This window comes from Maribacter taeanensis (assembly GCF_047345145.1).
Classification (GTDB): Bacteria; Bacteroidota; Bacteroidia; order Flavobacteriales; family Flavobacteriaceae; genus Maribacter_C.
Window position 1 is genome coordinate 342,992 of record NZ_JBLFER010000002.1, and the last position, 16,820, is coordinate 359,811.

15 protein-coding genes and 1 tRNA gene are annotated in these 16,820 nt (G+C 36.9%); 8 read left to right on the forward strand and 8 right to left on the reverse strand.

Features of this window, described 5'->3' with window-relative positions:
* The first annotated feature begins 118 nt into the window (after window positions 1-118).
* From ACKWCD_RS07420 to ACKWCD_RS07440, 5 genes are all read left to right on the forward strand, one after another.
* Complete coding sequence (locus tag ACKWCD_RS07420; RefSeq protein ID WP_413983308.1) at window positions 119-1,780, forward strand: glycoside hydrolase family 5 protein; 1,662 nt, start codon at window positions 119-121, stop codon at window positions 1,778-1,780.
* Between the two features lie 74 nt (window positions 1,781-1,854).
* Entirely contained in the window at window positions 1,855-2,157 is a 303-nt protein-coding gene (locus tag ACKWCD_RS07425; RefSeq protein ID WP_413983309.1) for an ArsR/SmtB family transcription factor, read from the forward strand.
* A 62-nt stretch (window positions 2,158-2,219) separates the two neighbouring features.
* Window positions 2,220-2,831 (forward strand): short chain dehydrogenase, encoded by a 612-nt coding sequence (locus tag ACKWCD_RS07430; RefSeq protein ID WP_413983310.1) that lies wholly within the window; start codon window positions 2,220-2,222, stop codon window positions 2,829-2,831.
* Between the two features lie 17 nt (window positions 2,832-2,848).
* The gene (locus ACKWCD_RS07435) at window positions 2,849-4,156 is read left to right on the forward strand and encodes an NAD(P)/FAD-dependent oxidoreductase (protein ID WP_413983311.1); all 1,308 of its coding nucleotides are present in this window, start codon (window positions 2,849-2,851) and stop codon (window positions 4,154-4,156) included.
* An 18-nt stretch (window positions 4,157-4,174) separates the two neighbouring features.
* Window positions 4,175-5,299, forward strand: coding sequence for an aminotransferase class I/II-fold pyridoxal phosphate-dependent enzyme (locus ACKWCD_RS07440; RefSeq protein WP_413983312.1), 1,125 nt, complete (start codon window positions 4,175-4,177; stop codon window positions 5,297-5,299).
* Between the two features lie 20 nt (window positions 5,300-5,319).
* Here ACKWCD_RS07440 and ACKWCD_RS07445 read toward each other — a convergent pair whose 3' ends face one another.
* The 5 genes from ACKWCD_RS07445 to rpiB form a co-directional block, all read right to left on the reverse strand.
* On the reverse strand, window positions 5,320-8,034 hold the full coding sequence (locus tag ACKWCD_RS07445; protein WP_413983313.1) for a carboxypeptidase regulatory-like domain-containing protein: 2,715 nt from the start codon (window positions 8,032-8,034) through the stop codon (window positions 5,320-5,322).
* 44 nt (window positions 8,035-8,078) lie between these two features.
* Entirely contained in the window at window positions 8,079-8,927 is an 849-nt protein-coding gene (locus ACKWCD_RS07450; RefSeq protein WP_413983314.1) for a GLPGLI family protein, read from the reverse strand.
* Between the two features lie 105 nt (window positions 8,928-9,032).
* Window positions 9,033-9,476 carry a GNAT family N-acetyltransferase gene (locus tag ACKWCD_RS07455; RefSeq protein ID WP_413983315.1) on the reverse strand — a complete coding sequence of 148 codons (444 nt, stop codon included), beginning with the start codon at window positions 9,474-9,476 and terminating at the stop codon, window positions 9,033-9,035.
* A 65-nt stretch (window positions 9,477-9,541) separates the two neighbouring features.
* On the reverse strand, window positions 9,542-10,465 hold the full coding sequence (locus tag ACKWCD_RS07460) for a cation diffusion facilitator family transporter (RefSeq protein WP_413983316.1): 924 nt from the start codon (window positions 10,463-10,465) through the stop codon (window positions 9,542-9,544).
* Window positions 10,466-10,533: 68 nt separating this feature from the next.
* Window positions 10,534-10,962 carry a ribose 5-phosphate isomerase B gene (gene rpiB / locus ACKWCD_RS07465; protein ID WP_413983317.1) on the reverse strand — a complete coding sequence of 143 codons (429 nt, stop codon included), beginning with the start codon at window positions 10,960-10,962 and terminating at the stop codon, window positions 10,534-10,536.
* Between the two features lie 622 nt (window positions 10,963-11,584).
* Between rpiB and rnr the strand changes: the two genes are divergently transcribed.
* The 3 genes from rnr to ACKWCD_RS07480 all read left to right on the forward strand — a co-directional run bounded on the left by rnr (window position 11,585) and on the right by ACKWCD_RS07480 (window position 15,301).
* Window positions 11,585-13,774 carry a ribonuclease R gene (rnr, locus tag ACKWCD_RS07470; protein ID WP_413983318.1) on the forward strand — a complete coding sequence of 730 codons (2,190 nt, stop codon included), beginning with the start codon at window positions 11,585-11,587 and terminating at the stop codon, window positions 13,772-13,774.
* A 69-nt stretch (window positions 13,775-13,843) separates the two neighbouring features.
* Window positions 13,844-14,527, forward strand: a complete 684-nt coding sequence (locus ACKWCD_RS07475; RefSeq protein ID WP_413983319.1) for a head GIN domain-containing protein — start codon at window positions 13,844-13,846, stop codon at window positions 14,525-14,527.
* Between the two features lie 87 nt (window positions 14,528-14,614).
* Window positions 14,615-15,301 (forward strand): LysE family translocator, encoded by a 687-nt coding sequence (locus tag ACKWCD_RS07480; RefSeq protein ID WP_413983320.1) that lies wholly within the window; start codon window positions 14,615-14,617, stop codon window positions 15,299-15,301.
* Between the two features lie 32 nt (window positions 15,302-15,333).
* On the opposite strand, the gene ACKWCD_RS07485 is transcribed toward ACKWCD_RS07480, so the two are convergent.
* The 3 genes from ACKWCD_RS07485 to ACKWCD_RS07495 form a co-directional block, all read right to left on the reverse strand.
* Window positions 15,334-15,404 (reverse strand) — tRNA-Cys (locus ACKWCD_RS07485).
* Window positions 15,405-15,449: 45 nt separating this feature from the next.
* Complete coding sequence (folB, locus tag ACKWCD_RS07490; RefSeq protein ID WP_413983321.1) at window positions 15,450-15,812, reverse strand: dihydroneopterin aldolase; 363 nt, start codon at window positions 15,810-15,812, stop codon at window positions 15,450-15,452.
* Between the two features lie 57 nt (window positions 15,813-15,869).
* Window positions 15,870-16,814 (reverse strand): PorP/SprF family type IX secretion system membrane protein, encoded by a 945-nt coding sequence (locus ACKWCD_RS07495; RefSeq protein WP_413983322.1) that lies wholly within the window; start codon window positions 16,812-16,814, stop codon window positions 15,870-15,872.
* Window positions 16,815-16,820 lie beyond the last annotated feature (6 nt).

Genomic DNA, 16,820 nt, shown 5'->3' on the forward strand with positions numbered 1-16,820 from the left:
TTCAAATAGTTTACATCTTGATAACAAACCGTTTGGTCGGTTCTTTCCAAATGACTCATTTTACCTAAATGCGTCTAAAGCCTTAGCTAATTCCGTATATTTAAGAAAAGTTCCTGCTATGAAATTTTCGCTATTAGTTCCTTTTTTATTTTTGTTTTTTATTTCCTGTGGAAGTGATGATGCTCCACTTCCGGGTACACCTCCAGACCCAGTTTCAGAGGAGCCCAGTGAACCTACAGAAGAAAGTACCGTAAATAATTTATTGCAGTTAAATGGCACGCAGTTGGTAGATGCCGACCAAAACCCCATTTACTTGCAAGGAGTAGCCTTTAATAACTTTATTTGGTTTGATAACATTGAGCCACATCATTCTGAAATTGATTACCAACGTGTTTCTGAAATGGGTATGAACGCCATTCGTTTTTACATGAACTACCGCTATTTTGAAGATGATAGCAATCCGTATACCTACAAACAATCGGGTTGGGATTGGCTGGACCAAAATATAGCATGGGCTAAAAAACACGATATTTATCTAGTTTTAAATATGCATGCCCCACAAGGGGGATATCAATCACAAGGTGAGGGAGATGCCCTTTGGGATGACATCGAGAATCAAAATCGCTTGGCAGCACTTTGGAAAGCCATTGCAGAACGCTACAAAGATGAGGTTCAAATCGCCGGTTTTGGACCTGTTAATGAACCAGTGCCTTCACAATCAATGAGTCAATGGGATGCCCTAGCACAACGATTAATCAACGAAATTCGTGAGGTCAACAAAAATCACCTACTTTTTATAGAGCAAGCGATTTATGTGCAAGGTAATTTTACCAAAGACGAAAATTTCAACTTTCCGTCGGTAACCGGTGAGAACTTAGTCTATGAGTTTCACGGGTACGAACCCTTTTTCTATTCCCATCAACTTTTGGAATTTGCTCGATTGGGTGATGGAGGAAAATATCCCGATGAAAATCTTATTGAAGTTGATAACTCTGAATGGTATACCGCCACTTTTGATAATCCGAGTTTGCCAACAGGAAATACAGACTGGACTTTCTTTGAAGGTATACAATATACCATTACAGATACTGAAATTGCACTAGGCATTCCTGCATTGGTAGCGGCAGAAGTAGAAGGCCGGGTTTATTTTGATGATATTGTTGTCAAGGAATTTGATACAGATGGCACCTTTGTTCGGGATATCTTCAACGCCAATCTCAATAGTTTGGATGGTTGGAATTTTTGGAGTCAAAATGGTTCAGGAAATAATGGTCTATCAACGTCTGAAGGACACAACGATTTGCAAAGTCTTTTTATTGATGGTACTACAGGAGATAGCAATATGAGTTTTTCGGAAGGTCAATTTGAAATCAAACAAGGCTATTCCTACCAAATCAGCGGCTGGATGAAAGGTGAAAACATAACCGGGGAAGATGGCGGAAAAATACGTTTAGATTTTTACAAAGTAGATGGCCCATTACTCAAACGCAACAAAGCCTTTTTAGAAAATTACTTGGGCAGTATTGCCGAATGGGCCGAAGCACGAAATGCAGTACTATATATGGGCGAATTTGGTGCTGGTACACCCTGTTTTGAAAACGACAAGGGCGGTTTGATTTGGGTAGCTGATATGGTCGATATTCTTAAGACTAATAACATTCATTTTACCTATCACGCTTACCATGAAGATGCCTTTGGTTTGTATTTGGGTGGCGGATTGCCTGACCCTAATAATGTCAATCAGCCTTTGATAGACTGGTTTACGTCTAATTTGAATTAAAAAATACCCTACTCCATTGTATTAAATTCACAGATTCACTTCTATATATCGAGAATTATCGATATATTGGTTGCATGGACTTAAAACTAGCCACCGAAATAGGCAAATGTTTATCGAACAATCCAAGACTTCAAATCTTGGAATGGCTAAAAGAACCCGAAAAGAATTTCCCGCCTCATGAAACACTAAAGCATTTTAATGATGGCGTCTGCGTCACCTATATTCAAGAAAAAGCGGGTCTTTCTCAGTCTACTATTTCCACTTACTTAACTAACATGGAAAAGTGTGGATTACTGATCATGACCAGGCATGGAAAATGGTCTTACTTTAAACGCAATGAAGAATTACTGCGGCAATATGCCGAGTTTCTTCTTTAAAAAAAATTAAATACAAACATCTACATATTTAGATATAACAATTTAACTTAAACCTATAAAGAATGAAAATATTAGTAATTGGTGGTGCGGGCACCATTGGAAAACGTTTGGTAGAATATTTCTCAAAAGAACATCAAGTTATGGTGGCAGGTAGAAGTTCAGAGAATTATCCTGTTGATATTGCTGACACTCGTTCAATAAAAGAGCTTTTCAAAAAAATTAAAAAATCAGGTAGAATAGACGCTATTATTTGTGCTGCGGGCGAGGCAAAATGGGCACCTATGAAAGATATGTCTGAAGCAGATTTTCACATTGGTCTCCGAAGTAAATTAATGGGGCAAGTAAATATCGTTCGCTATGCTCACAAATGTTTGAAAAAGAGAGGTTCTGTGACGCTAACAACGGGCATACTTGCTGATGACCCTGTTTACACCACTACAAGTGCGGCCATGGTAAACGGAGGTGTTCACAGTTTTGTTCAGGCGGCAGCTCTAGAGATGAAGAAAAAAATGAGAGTGAATGTGGTTTCCTCCGGCGTGGTGATGGATGCTTATGATAAATATGAATCTTACTTTCCGGGTCATGTTCCTATTCCTATGGATAAAGTTTTGATGGGCTACCGAAGAAGTGTACTTGGAAGAGTAAATGGCGAGGTAATTAGAATATACATTTAAGAAACTAAATCACATCCATGGAAAATATTGTAGTTATTGGTGGTGGACTAATGGGCACTTCAGCAACTTGGAAACTAGCCGAGCGTGGGGCAAAAGTAACCTTGATTGAGCGACAAGAAGAAGATTATCTTCACGGGTCGAGTTTTGGAACTGCTCGTATTTCTAGAAGTTTGGGGCCAAAAAAAGATGTGTTTTCATATGCGCACAATACCACCGTAAAAGAGTTAGGCAATTTAATTGACTTCTTAAACGCTGAAAATCCTAAAGAAAAACATGCCATAGAAGATATTTATGCCACCTCTCCTGTGTCTTATCTTTTTCATAGAAATCAATACGATACTATTGATTCGTTCCGGTTCAAGAAGCAGAAAAAAGATTTTAATAGAGCCTCGCAAAGTTCCGCCTTTCGCAAATTTGGGATGACCATACCCGACAATACCATATTGGTAAGAGAGAAAAGACAATACTCTGGGACTTTAAACCCAACTGAGCTGCTTAAAAAACTCCGGCTGGGCATTGCGAAAAAAGGTGGACAAATTAAATATGGTCATGAGGTTACTGGTCTTGTCAAAAAAGCTGGGGGATTTGAAATTTCAATTTTAAATACAAAGACCAAAAAAACAAGTGCCCTTAAGGCTAAAAAAGTAATTGTAGCCGCTGGCCCTTATACTGTATCGATTCTTAAGGAATTTGCCCCTTATTTCAATAGGGTCATTACACCAAAAAAAATAGCAATATCCTATCTAAAGATTAAAGATGAGCGGTATGGTCAACTAACAGAAACGGAGAAAAAAACCATTCACAATGCGTTTCCCTTCTTTTCGCAAATAGGTAAGGAATACTTTGCGGTAATTTCTAAACCTGAAAAAAACACCTCCCCCGTTTTTAAAGCTGGAGGACATCAAAAGCGAAGAAATATTCACGATTTAGATAAGGTTTGGACCGATGAGCCCAGAAAAAAAGAGCTTAAATGGATTCGCAAACAATTCAAAAAGCACTTTAAAATGTTAGAAATATATCTTTCAAAAAAAGATATTGAAGAAGTTAAAAGTTATTACTGTGTGTACTCTGATACAAGGTCTAAAAGCCCGTTAGTCACTCCAATTTTTAACAAAAGTGGTTCGCTTGACAGGAACATCATTGTAATTGGCGGCATGTCTGGTGTTGGCGCTAAAGGATGTTTGTGCTATGGTTCGCTTGGTGCCGATTTGATGTTGGGGAAAGAAGGTAAGCCGAAAAAGATGTATCGTAAATTGCTAAACGTCTTTAGCAACCCGTCTGTCAATTTATACACCAGAAGAGCAAAACGCGGACGTTTGTTCTAGGAATTCAAAGCTATTGAGATGAAAATAAAACCATTCAAATTAGAACGATACTATACCGTCAACGAGTTTTCCGCAAAGTATTCACTTTGTAATTCAGATTCTGAGGCAATGACTATAAACGATTTGCTTTCTTTTGAAGAAGACGCAAAGGAAAAATTTCATAATCTTTGGTTGGGTTATACAGAATCAAAAGGGCATCCTGAATTACGAGGTGATATTGCTTCAATTTATTCAAGTATCAAACCTGAAAATCTTTTGGTTTGTACTGGAGCTCAGGAGCCTATTTTTCTTTTCGCTCAAGCAAATCTTGAGGCTCAAGACGAGGTGATAGTACAATCACCTTGTTATCAATCTTTACAATCCGTTCCGGAAAGTATGGGGTGTAAGGTTTTAAATTGGGATGTAAAATATGCAGGTAACAAACCTACCTTCGATATTGAGGAATTTAAGAGTATGGTAACCTCTAAAACGAAAGTTGTTTTTCTAAACACACCTCATAATCCAACAGGGTTTCATTTTTCAAAGGAGGAACAATTGGCTATAATTGAAATCGCTCGAGCAAATAATATCATACTATTTTGCGATGAGGTTTATAGAGAATTAGAACATAAGCCTGAATATAGAATTCCCGCTTTTGCGGATGTTTATGAAAATGGCGTTTCCGTAGGTGTTATGTCAAAATCATACGGTTTGCCAGGATTGAGAATTGGCTGGATAGCTTCACAAAACACAGAAATCCTAGAAAAAGTTGCCGTTCTAAAAGAATACACCACCATTTGCAATGCTGGTCCAAGTGAATTTTTAGCAGGGGTTGCCCTTAGAAATCGAAAGAAAATTTTAGAACGAAACTTAGATATCATCAAGGAAAACTTGCCGCTCTATGATGCCTTTTTTGAAAAATACAATGACTTGTTCTCGTGGCACAAACCTAATGCGGGTCCAGTTGCTTTGGTGAAAATGCATTTTGACACCAATGATATGGCATTTGCAGAAAGGGTTTTAAAAGAGCAAAGTGTATTGTTGCTTCCAGGTGAAGTTTATGATTTCGGCGGTTTTTTTAGAATCGGTTTTGGTAGAACAATAATGCCTAAAGCACTTGAACAATTTGAAAGGTTTGTGGTCAATAATTTAGTTAAAGCTTGATGTTGGCAAATCTCATGGCTTTAAAGTGTATATACAACCCGAAACGTCACAAAGCGCGGCTGAATAAAAGTCTCTGACGTAAATACAGAAAGATTGTTCGCGTTATTTCGAACTTGAGAATCAATATCCAAAATATTTGTGGCTTTGAGTTCGTACTCCCATTTAGCATCTCTGTTTTTACGATAGGAAAGCGTGGCGTCCCAATTGGAAAACGACTGTGAGTTGTCATTACCTAAATCTTGATTGGTATACGTATACTTTGTACGAAAAGTGACAGCTTTCCAGATATAAGCGTCAAACTCCGCAGAAGGAGCTTGAGTCACAAACTTGGTCTCGCGACCACCTTGATTGTTGTTAGTCACACTATAGCGGTATTGCAGATTTACATTGGGTGCAATTTTGTAGTTTGTTCGAACTGCTGGCGTATATGTTTGGGTAAAACCCTCATTCAATGAACGCTGCCCTTGAATAAATTGATTGATTTTGCTGTAATTGAATCGGGCATTCAGAGTTGTTCTGATTTTGCCAAAGGTTTTTTGAATTCGCCCAAATAGACTCACATTTTCATCGGCAAAGTTAGAATTGAAAAAAGTGTTGGTGCGAATTACACTTTCAAAATCAGTCAGGCTGCGTATTTGGTCAATATTACTTGTGTAGGCAGCCCTAGCAAATACATTGGTGTAATTAAAAAGGTTGAAACTACTATAAAACAAACTTACATTATGTGATAAAGCATTTTGGAGGTCAGGTTCGCCAAATTGAATGTTGTTGAAATTGTTTAAAACCAAACCTTGTGCGAGTCGAGTGACATCCGTAAACTGATTGCGCATATCATATCTGAAAGTCAAAGATTCACTCTTTTTAAATTGAATACGCGTCTCGAAATCGGGTAGGAAGCGAAAGAAGTTATCTTCAACCGCTTCCCCCAACTGACTATTTTTATTTCCATAAGCATGGACCGAAAAGCCGGGTGTAATGGTAAACTTTCCTGTTTTTACTCGATAATGAACTCCCAAATACACATCACTAAAATTATATTCTGTATCGTTGGTCGCACGACCTTCATTGAAAGTTGGTATTGGGTTAAACTGAGACTCATCCGTTAGGAATTGAAAAATATTAGAATTGAATTCTTGACGACTCAAAATTGTGCCAAAGGTGAGATTAAGATTGCTTTTCGTGTTCAGAATACGGTAGTAATCGAGCTTGGCGTCCAATTGGTTGGATTTGATTTTTCGGTTCTGGCCCAAGTCATAATTGTTTAAGGAGGTGTCAAGACCTAAAGCCTCCGCCGTAGTATCAAAAGCATCAGGACCGGCAAAGTCGTTTACTAGTACTGCATTGTAAAAAGGGTCTTCGTTTTTAAACAAATGTTGCGCTTCTAAAGCAAAAATGTTGTTTTCATCAAGCGTATAATAGTAATTAAGGTTTTGGTTGATGCTATACGGAGTTACCTCTTCTATTTGTGTTGTGTTTCCAACAACGGAAGAAAACGCATTCTGATTTTGTCGGTCGTTCGATATTCGGGCCAAAACATCATAATCTATTTGATTATTGAAATCGGGCTGGTATTTGGCACTCAGTTTTAGCAGGCCTTGATTTGAACGTTCACGACTTGACTGTTCGGTTGCCTCATCGGGAATACCTAAAGCAGGGTTCGTATATTGAATAAAACTGGTTTCTCGAGATAGAATTCGACTGCTATTGAAAATCAAGAATCCGCTTAGGTCGAGCCCTTTGTTTGGGGAATAACTAAAATTACCTGACGCTAATTTGTTTTCGATTTCTAGGGCATTCGCTTGAGTTGTCAAAAAATTCAAGCTGTTATCACCAAGATTGAGACTTGTTCCGCTATTTTGGCTTGGTGAGCGAAAGCCACCTCCGAAATTACGAATGTCACGTCTGGTCAATGCAGCTTCACCAGTATTGTTAAGGTCTCCGATAAAATTTATACTGTATTTCGGATTGTAGTAAAACAACTTAGGTTGCAGTAGATACAATTCATTGTTTGGAGAGGCGCCCGCCCCAACCTCAACAGTGCCGAACCAAAAGCTCTCTTTACCTTCCTTTAATTTAATGTTCAGCGCTACATTGTCTTGATTATTGGTTACACTTCGCAGCTGACCCACTTCGGAATAATTCCGTAATACTTGAATTTTATCAACCGCTTTGGAAGGAATGTTCTTAGTGGCAAGTTTAGTGTCTCCATCAAAAAAGTCCTTCCCATTAACCATCAATTTATTGACTACTTTGCCTTCTACTTCTACCTGGCCATCCTCATTGATTTCAACTCCCGGAAGGTTTTCAAGAACATCTTCTAACTTTCGTTCGGTGCCAGTATTAAAAGTATCTGCGTCGTAGACCAAAGTATCTCCACTTACCTTAACCGGAATCTTATAAATAACTTCAACCTCATCCAATTGATTATCCCCTATAAGATTGTAATTTTTACTGATGTCTTCTTCTTTGGTGGAAATCACTTCTTTCAGGGTCTGCATGCCCACATAACTAATCTGCACTTCATAGGTGTCATTTTTACCAAGCTCAAGTTTAAACCTTCCTTCAGCGGTTGTAATTCCAAAAGATTCTAAAGCTTTTGTTTCCTGATTAATAGCAATAACATTAGCCAATTCCAATGGATTGTTCAAACTATCACGAACCACACCTTCAAAAGTAATTTGAGCATAGGAAGTGCTAGCGACAAACAGCAGTGCGATACAGATTATTTTTCTCATGGGAAGATTTGCTTGCGCTATGAAAGTCTATTATAAAACCACAGTTATCGACTTCCTCTTCTTCGACCACGATTATCACGCATTTCTTTCATTTTGCCTTCAATTGTGGATCGATACTCAGCTTTTGTAATAAGCTTTCCTTTTTCAGGAGCCTCAATTTTAATCGTCTCTTTTGGGTTTATGACAACTTCAGAACAGAGCATTGTGGTGGCGCCAGCGCTAACTTCTAAAATCAAACCGGGAAGTCCCCAATACTCAGCTGGACCATGAGATACCGGTATTTGAGGCGTGTACCAAGCTTCTACTTCCGTCATTCGAATTTCTGGCTCGGCTGGAGTCTCGGTTTCAACTTTCGTTGAGTCGGTTTTTGCTACTGGTCTTCTTAAGTCACCCCATGAGAAATCGTACCATGCTAATTCAGTTGAAGGAACAGAGGCTGTTGCTTTAAAGCACAAATACTGTCCTATCTGTTTGGACTCTTTACCCATTTTCCATTCTATGTCTTGGAGCTTGTCTTTAACTAGAAAGCGCTTTCCATAAAACTCTTGACTTTGTGCCAATTCGTTTGCCTTAACATTTTTGTATTGTTCTCCTCTTGCAAAATTCTTTCCCCAAGTATCAGTAGCCCCTGCCCAAGCATCTAATTTATCTTCCTCTTTAAATAGTGATTCTTCTTTGTTAAAAACCAAAGTGTAGGTCTTTTCAAGTCGACCCTTTAAGCGTTCTTTCATTTGTTTTTTCTGAGCCTCACTCATTCGAGCTGCCCAATTGCCTAAATCCAGAGTAGATTTGGAAAAATAAACTGCGCGTCCTTGAAATTCTTGTTGGGGCGGCTTGCTAGAGAGTAATAAAACAAAGGAAAATAGACCGAGTTTAAAAAGGATAGATTTCATAGTTGGTATTTTAAACAATTATTGTTTAACGAATATAGATATATGTTAAACAATTTAAATATTGTTTATCAAAAGATTAACAGGGTGTCCTTTTAATACCAAAAACTAACCCCGCACCATCATCACATGCGGAATACCATCCTCTAGATATTCCCCGCCTTTTTCTACAAAACCAAGAGAATTATAAAATCGTTTCAAATAGGTTTGCGCCGAAAGAGCTATTGAAGTTTCGCTAAAGTTTTCTTCCACTGCTTTGATAGAGGCTTTCATGATATCAACACCGTAACCGTGTTCACGTTCATGTTTTTTAACTAACACCCTACCAATACTTGCCTGTGCGAGATAATCACCTGCTTTAAAAATTCGCGTATAGGCAACGATTTTATCATTTTTGATTCCTAAAACATGAAGCGCTTTTTGGTCTTTTCCGTCTAAATCTTGGTATACACAATCTTGTTCAACTACAAAAATTTCAGAACGCAATTGCAGCAAATCATACAATTCGTTCGCAGTTAATTCATCAAAGGTTTTTACGATTATATTGAGCATCAAGTTCTAATTTAAAAAAATCTAACATCTCATATCTAGCAGCACAGTGGTCTTAGGTCTTACCCTTAGTCTTGTACGATTACTTGTTTGCTATCACATTTACCAAATTCAGGCTGAATATTGACATGGTTGATGCCGTGGTTGTGGTATACTTCTTCTTCTATTTGTTCGAGAATCGCATCAAATTCCGATAGGCGAATGTCTTCATTGAAATCGATATGCGCTTCTAAATGTACTTCGTCTTCATTCAATTGCCAGACATGTACGTGGTGTACATTTTTAATAGGTTCGATTTTTTTAATCGATTCTACAATTTCCTGAACTTTAATTGATTCAGGAGTGAAAAGCATCAATACACGTGTGGACTGTTTCAACAAATCAAATCCCATATAAATTAAATAGATGGCAATAGCCAAAGTCAGCGTTGGGTCGACCCAATACCACTGAAAATATTTCATTAAGATTCCACCTACTAAAACAGCGACCGATGCCATCATATCCGTCAACAAATGCAAATAGGCCGATTTCATATTCATATTACTGTCGGCATCTTTTTTTAGGAGGAGAACGCTAAATCCGTTTGCGGCAATTCCCAATAAAGACAACCAAATTACCAGATTCGATTCCACTTCTTGCGGATTTTGAAAACGTTCAATCGCCTCGATAATTAAAACAACAGCAACAATCATTAAGGCTGCGGCATTCACAAAGGCAGCAATAATTTCTGCACGTTTGTAACCAAAGGTTTTGTTTGTTGAAGAGGGCTTTTTTGCCAGAAGATTAGCGATATAGCTAACAATCAAAGAAAGTACATCACTGAAATTGTGAAGTGCATCAGAGAGTAAAGAAAGGCTTCCTGAAATTAATCCTCCAATTACCTGCGCAACAGTAATTAGAATATTTAGAAAAATAGAAATAATAAGGTTCCGTCCCTTTAAATCAGGATGGTGATGATGATGATTATGCGAATGATTGTGGGAGTGACCCATAAAGTAGTTTCAAATTCCAATACTTAAAATCCAAATTCCAACTAAAGGAATTACAGAAATAACCTTTATTAACAAGGTATTTTCTCAATGCGCCGTTCGTGCCTTCCGCCTTCGAATTCGGTGTCTAAAAACATTTTTACCATTTCCAAAGCTTGAGGCAAAGAGATGAAACGTGCAGGAAGACTCAAAATATTAGCATCATTATGTTCGCGGGCTAATTGAACAATCTCTTTACTCCAACATAAAGCGCAACGTACTTTTTGATGTTTATTAGCCGTCATGGATGCTCCGTTACCGCTTCCACAAATAATAATGCCTTTATCTACACTACCTTCAGCAACATCTTTCGCTACTGGATGAACAAAATCAGGGTAATCAACACTATCCGTTCCGTCGGTTCCATAGTTAGCTACTTCAATATTTTTAGATTTCAACAAACCTATTATAGCAAGTTTGTACTCTGTGCCTGCGTGGTCATTACCGATAGCTATTTTCATCTCATCAAAAGTTAGGTTAGTCTTACAAATGTACAAATAGAAGCAGTTCACAACAACTATTCATACCTTCACAACACTTATTTCAAATTTGACATTTAAATTGGTTCATTTGTTGTTCAGAATTCCTGTGAAAATTGTTGATAACGTTACAACAAAAACTCACTTTTAAGTTTTGTTAATCCATTTCAAAAGTGCTCTACAAAACTCAACCAAGAATCCACAATTTACTTCTCAGAAATTAAGAGAAAGATATCAAACCTTCAGATTGAGAAGTTAACACTACCTTTGTAATTACTTATTATAAATTTTGTGTTGATATCACTTATGAAGATAAGTTGATAAAAATGTTAAACAACTGATTGTTAAAACGATTCCAGTTGTAAAGAATGTCAATAAATTTTAAAATCGGTTCAAAGCAAGTTTTCTTTGAATTTTTTATCTCCATTATTAACATCCTATAATAACCATCATTTTTATTTTAAAATTTAAAAAAGAAAAACATATAATGATATATATGTTCATAACATTGTTTTAGTGTACAACTGAAATCAAATGAACAGTATCAAAAAAATCTAGTGGAATATTAATTGTAATTTCCATGTATTAATTAAGAAAGAATTTAATGTCGAAGAAGAATAAAAAGGCAAAAAACCATAGAAAAAACGAAATAACTAAAGGCATCTTTACGGTGTTGGAAAAAGAACAAAATAAGAGTTTTAATTATAAACAAATCGCTGCAAAGATAGGTATTACCGATGCTCACGATAGAAATGTACTTATTAAAAAACTAGTTCAGCTTAAGGAAAGTAAACGAATTGTTGAAGAAGGTAGGGGAAGTTATAAAGCGATTCCTTCTACAAAAACATACCATACAGGAATCGTTGATATTACTGGAAGAGGTAATGCATATATCATCATCGAAGGTATGGATGATGATGTATTCGTTCCATTCAATAAACTTAAAAAAGCGTTCCATAAAGACACGGTTGAAGTCTACATTTACCCAAGAAGAAAAGGGAAAAAACTAGAAGGTGAGATTACGAAAATAGTTGAGCGTAATAAAATGGAGTTTGTTGGAATAGTAGATATGCAGAAAACCTTTGCATTTATACGTCCGACGGATTTTAGAATGTACACTGATATTTTTGTGTCTCAGGATAAAATAGGAAAAGCAAATGATGGTGATAAGGTAATTGTAGAAATAACAGAATGGCCAGATAATGCGGATTCCCCCTTCGGGAAAGTTACCGAAGTTTTAGGGAAGCCCGGAGAACATGATACTGAAATACATTCCATTTTAGCAGAATATGGTTTGCCTTATTCGTTTCCTCTGGAAGTAGAACGTTATGCAGACCAATTGGATACTTCTATCAAACCCGAAGAAATTGCAAAACGTAGGGATATGCGAAATACCCTCACATTTACAATTGACCCTAAAGATGCAAAAGATTTTGATGATGCCCTTTCCTTTGAAGTTTTAGAAAACGGGAATTACGAAATCGGAATTCACATTGCCGATGTTTCTCATTATTTACAGGAAGGTACTGTTTTAGATGACGAAGCATATAATCGTGCAACTTCGGTTTATTTAGTAGATAGGGTTGTACCAATGCTTCCGGAGGTCTTATCAAACAATGCTTGTTCCTTACGACCAAATGAGGAGAAATATACTTTTTCAGCCATCTTTGAATTAGATGATAAAGCCAATATTAAAAATGAATGGTTTGGACGTACTGTAATCGATTCTAACGAACGATTTGCATACGAAGAAGCCCAACATATCATTGAGAATGGAAATGGAGATATACCTCAAGATATATCTATAAGAGGCGCTGCATATTCGGTTTCAAAAGAAGTTATAGAAGCAACTTTAACTTTAGATAGATTAGCAAAAATTATGCGCGCTGCGCGAATGCAACAAGGTGCAATATCCTTTGATAAAGTTGAGGTTAGATTCAATCTAAATGAAAAAGCTGAACCTACTAGCGTTTATTTTAAAGAAGCAAAGGATGCGAATAAACTGATTGAGGAATTCATGTTATTGGCCAATAGAAAAGTAGCACAATTCATAGGAAAACAAAAACCTACGAAGCCATTTGTGTATCGTATTCATGATAACCCGAACGAAGACAAATTAATAGCGCTTAACGGAATAGTTTCCCGCTTTGGCCACAAGTTGGACTTTAAGGATAAAAAATCCATTAGCGCGTCTTTAAACAAGCTTCTCGAGGACGTAAAAGGTAAAAAAGAACAGAATTTAGTAGATACCCTTGCGATACGAAGTATGAGTAAGGCAGTGTATACAACTGAAAATATTGGTCACTACGGATTAGCATTTGATTATTACTCACATTTTACGTCACCAATTCGTCGGTATCCTGATGTGATGGTGCATCGTTTATTGCAACATTATTTAGATGGAGGTGCTTCTCCAAAAGCTGAAATCTATGAGGAAAAGTGTAAGCATTCCTCGGATATGGAATATTTAGCTTCAAGTGCAGAACGTGATTCGATAAAATACATGCAAATCAAGTTTATGCAAGACCATCAAGACCAAGAATTTGTTGGTGTGATTTCTGGAGTTACCGAATGGGGGATTTATGTGGAGATTATCGAAAATAAGTGCGAAGGCATGGTACGTATTCGTGATATAAAAGGGGATTATTATATATTTGATGAGAAGGAGTATGCAATTGTTGGTGAACGCACCAAGAAAACATACACTTTAGGTGATGAAGTGATAGTTATGGTTAAAAACTCTGACTTAGTAAAACGTCACCTAGATTTTGCCCTTATTGGAAAGCATGAGTAAGTTCGTTTTCACTCCCAAATTTGGAACGGATTTTGTTTAAGTGATGATGAACAACCTAAAAAGAATGTGATGAGACAAATACTAGTACTTTTAGTATCGTTTTTCGCGCTACAAAGCTTGCAATCGCAAGATGAAAAGATTACCAAAGACCTTCAGACTTTTACGGAAGTAAAGGCCTTTGATGGTTTATCAGTTAATCTTATTAAGTCTGATGTAAACAAAGTTGTTATAACAGGAGCAAACACAGCGAATGTAGCGATAGCAAATAAGGATGGGATTTTAAGACTCCGTATGCAAATACACAAGATTTTTAGTGGCTACCGCACTTTTATAGATTTGTATTATTCAGAACAGCTAATTGTCATTGATGTTAATGAAGACGCTCGAATTACTTCAGAAGAAACTATAAAGCAAGATGTTTTGGAATTAAAGGCACAAGAAGGTGGAGAATTGGATATTAAAGCTGAAGTAGAGCAATTATTGATTAAAACAGTAACAGGTGGTGTAATTAAAACCGCAGGAACTTCAGACCTACAAGACGTAGCTATAAACACAGGAGGTGTTTATGAAGGTAAAGACTTAAAAACAAAATTTTCCACAGTGAATGTAAACGCAGGTTCACGGGCCGAAATACATGCTTTTGACTATGTAAAAGCAACTGTAAAAGCGGGCGGAGAGGTGTTGGTTTATGGAGACCCAGCAAAAATGGAAGAGAAAACCGTATTCGGTGGAAAAGTAACCAGAATGCAATAGCGTATTTTAAAAACATAAGAACTTTTCGCAAAATTCAAAAAAAGATGTCTAACGTCTAACGTCTAGCATCTAAAGTCTTAAAAAAACATGTTAGAAGACGTACAGGCGGCAATTCCACTAGGCTTTTTCTTAAGCTTTATGATTGGGCCTGTTTTTTTTGTGCTTTTAGAAACCAGTGCAATCAAAGGTTTTCGAGCAGCAATTGTTTTTGATTTAGGGGTTCTTCTAGCGGATGTACTATTTATTACCGTAGCTTATTTCAGTAGTTTTCAACTTCTAGAAAATTTAAGTAACCAACCCGGACTTTATGTTTTTGGAGGTGTTATACTTTTGGTCTACGGAATTACCACTTTTGTAAAAAAGGATACAAAGAAGAAACCCGAGCAAACGGAAAACGAATCTGTAACAGCGAAAAAAGGATACCTCGGACTTTTCGTAAAAGGCTTTTTACTCAACTTTATCAATATTGGGGTTTTAGTTTTTTGGTTAGGCATTATCATTATTGTTGGACCAAGTGTAGATAATAACCCGGTTCGTATTCGAGTTTTCTTTGGGTCAATGTTATTGGCCTATTTTATTACTGATGTTTTCAAGATATTACTTGCAAAGCAACTCAAACGAAAACTAACCCCAGAAAGAATCCATTTAATCAAAAAAGGACTTGGAGTCATCTTGGTAATCTGTGGAATGGTTTTAATTACTAAAGGGTTTCTTCCCAAGGATAAGTTTAATATTGAAAAGGGAATAGAAGAAATTGAGCGTATTCGGGAATAAAAAAAGACCCCATATTGCTATGAAGTCTTTTGAGGCATCGAGCGGATTCGAACCGCTGTACAAGCTTTTGCAGAGCTGCGCCTAGCCACTCGGCCACGATGCCAAAATTGAATCGCAAAGGTAATATGTTTTTTAACTATCGAAAAACTTAAGCCTTCCTTTTTTCTTTCAATACTACGGTAACTTTTTCTACATCTCCGCCAATAGGTGGATTGATTTTTGAAACAGACACCTCTGCTTTTTTTACTATTGAAATTTCTGAGAATATTCGACTTAAAATCCGCTTGCCCACGTGTTCCAAAAGTTTGGAAGGCACTTTCATTTCTTCTTTGACGATTTGATTGATATGAACATAGTCGACCGTATCTACTAAATCATCTGAATTGGAGGCCTTTTTAAGATTGGCGTTTAAAAGTACATCAACTAGATAGTCACTACCAATAATAGTTTCTTCTGGCAAACAGCCATGATGCGCATAAACGCGAATATTTTCAACTTTGATTTTTCCCAAAATGAAGCTTTTGGCAAACTTAAATTAATCTGGCTAGAAAACTAAAGAATTGTCTAATTAGTAAGTACAGCGACAATTACTAATTCCTTGGAAAAGATCTACACCAAGGGTTACAACGTGAGTACCTGTACTGTATCCTAAAATTTCGTTCAAAATAACCTGGTAAGAATATCCGAAGTAAAATTTGTTCTTTTTTAAACCAATAAGAGGCGCAACGTATAACGGATCACCAATCTGATCATTAAGAAAACGATAAGTAACACCAGCATAATAGTAATCTTCGAAATCATACCACCTGAACTTTACGTTTAAATCAGTAACCGATCTACCATCACTTTCAAAGAGCTGAAAGAATACCGAGGGTTCAATTTCGAAATCACTGTTTTTATTCTTTTTATAACTGTATCCTGTATAGAGATAATAGTTACGAAGACGATTAGGTTCAAAAATAGGATTGAACTTGGTAAGGTCTTTATTGATAATATTTGAAGCATTTGCACTTATGTAAAACTTATCCCATCGGTAAAGAACCCCCACATCAAAGTTATGATTGGTAGTGGCCCTATCATCAGTTACACTTGGGTCTAAAGCGTCAAAGTTTTGGATATCAATGCGAAACTGATTGAAATTATAGGAAAGACCAAATGATAAGAATTTATCATCATAACGATCTATAGTCAAGTGATGGGCAAAAGATACTCTTGCACCACGCTGCTTAGTTTCCCCATTACTGTCATTATAAAGCATCATTCCCAGACCTGATTGTTCTCCAACTCGCATATCTGCAGCTAAGGATTGGGTATCTGGCGCATCTTTTATTCCTACCCATTGTGTAAGTCCGTTAATACGGATTTTCACATGATCTCCAATACCTGCATAGGTGGGAGACATTACAAAAGGGTTGTCCGCTAAATATTGCGATAACTGCGGAATCGTAAGTTCTTGACCTTTCATGGCAAAGGCTATCAAGAACATCAGTAGGGCTACTATTTTGTTGCGCATGGTTAC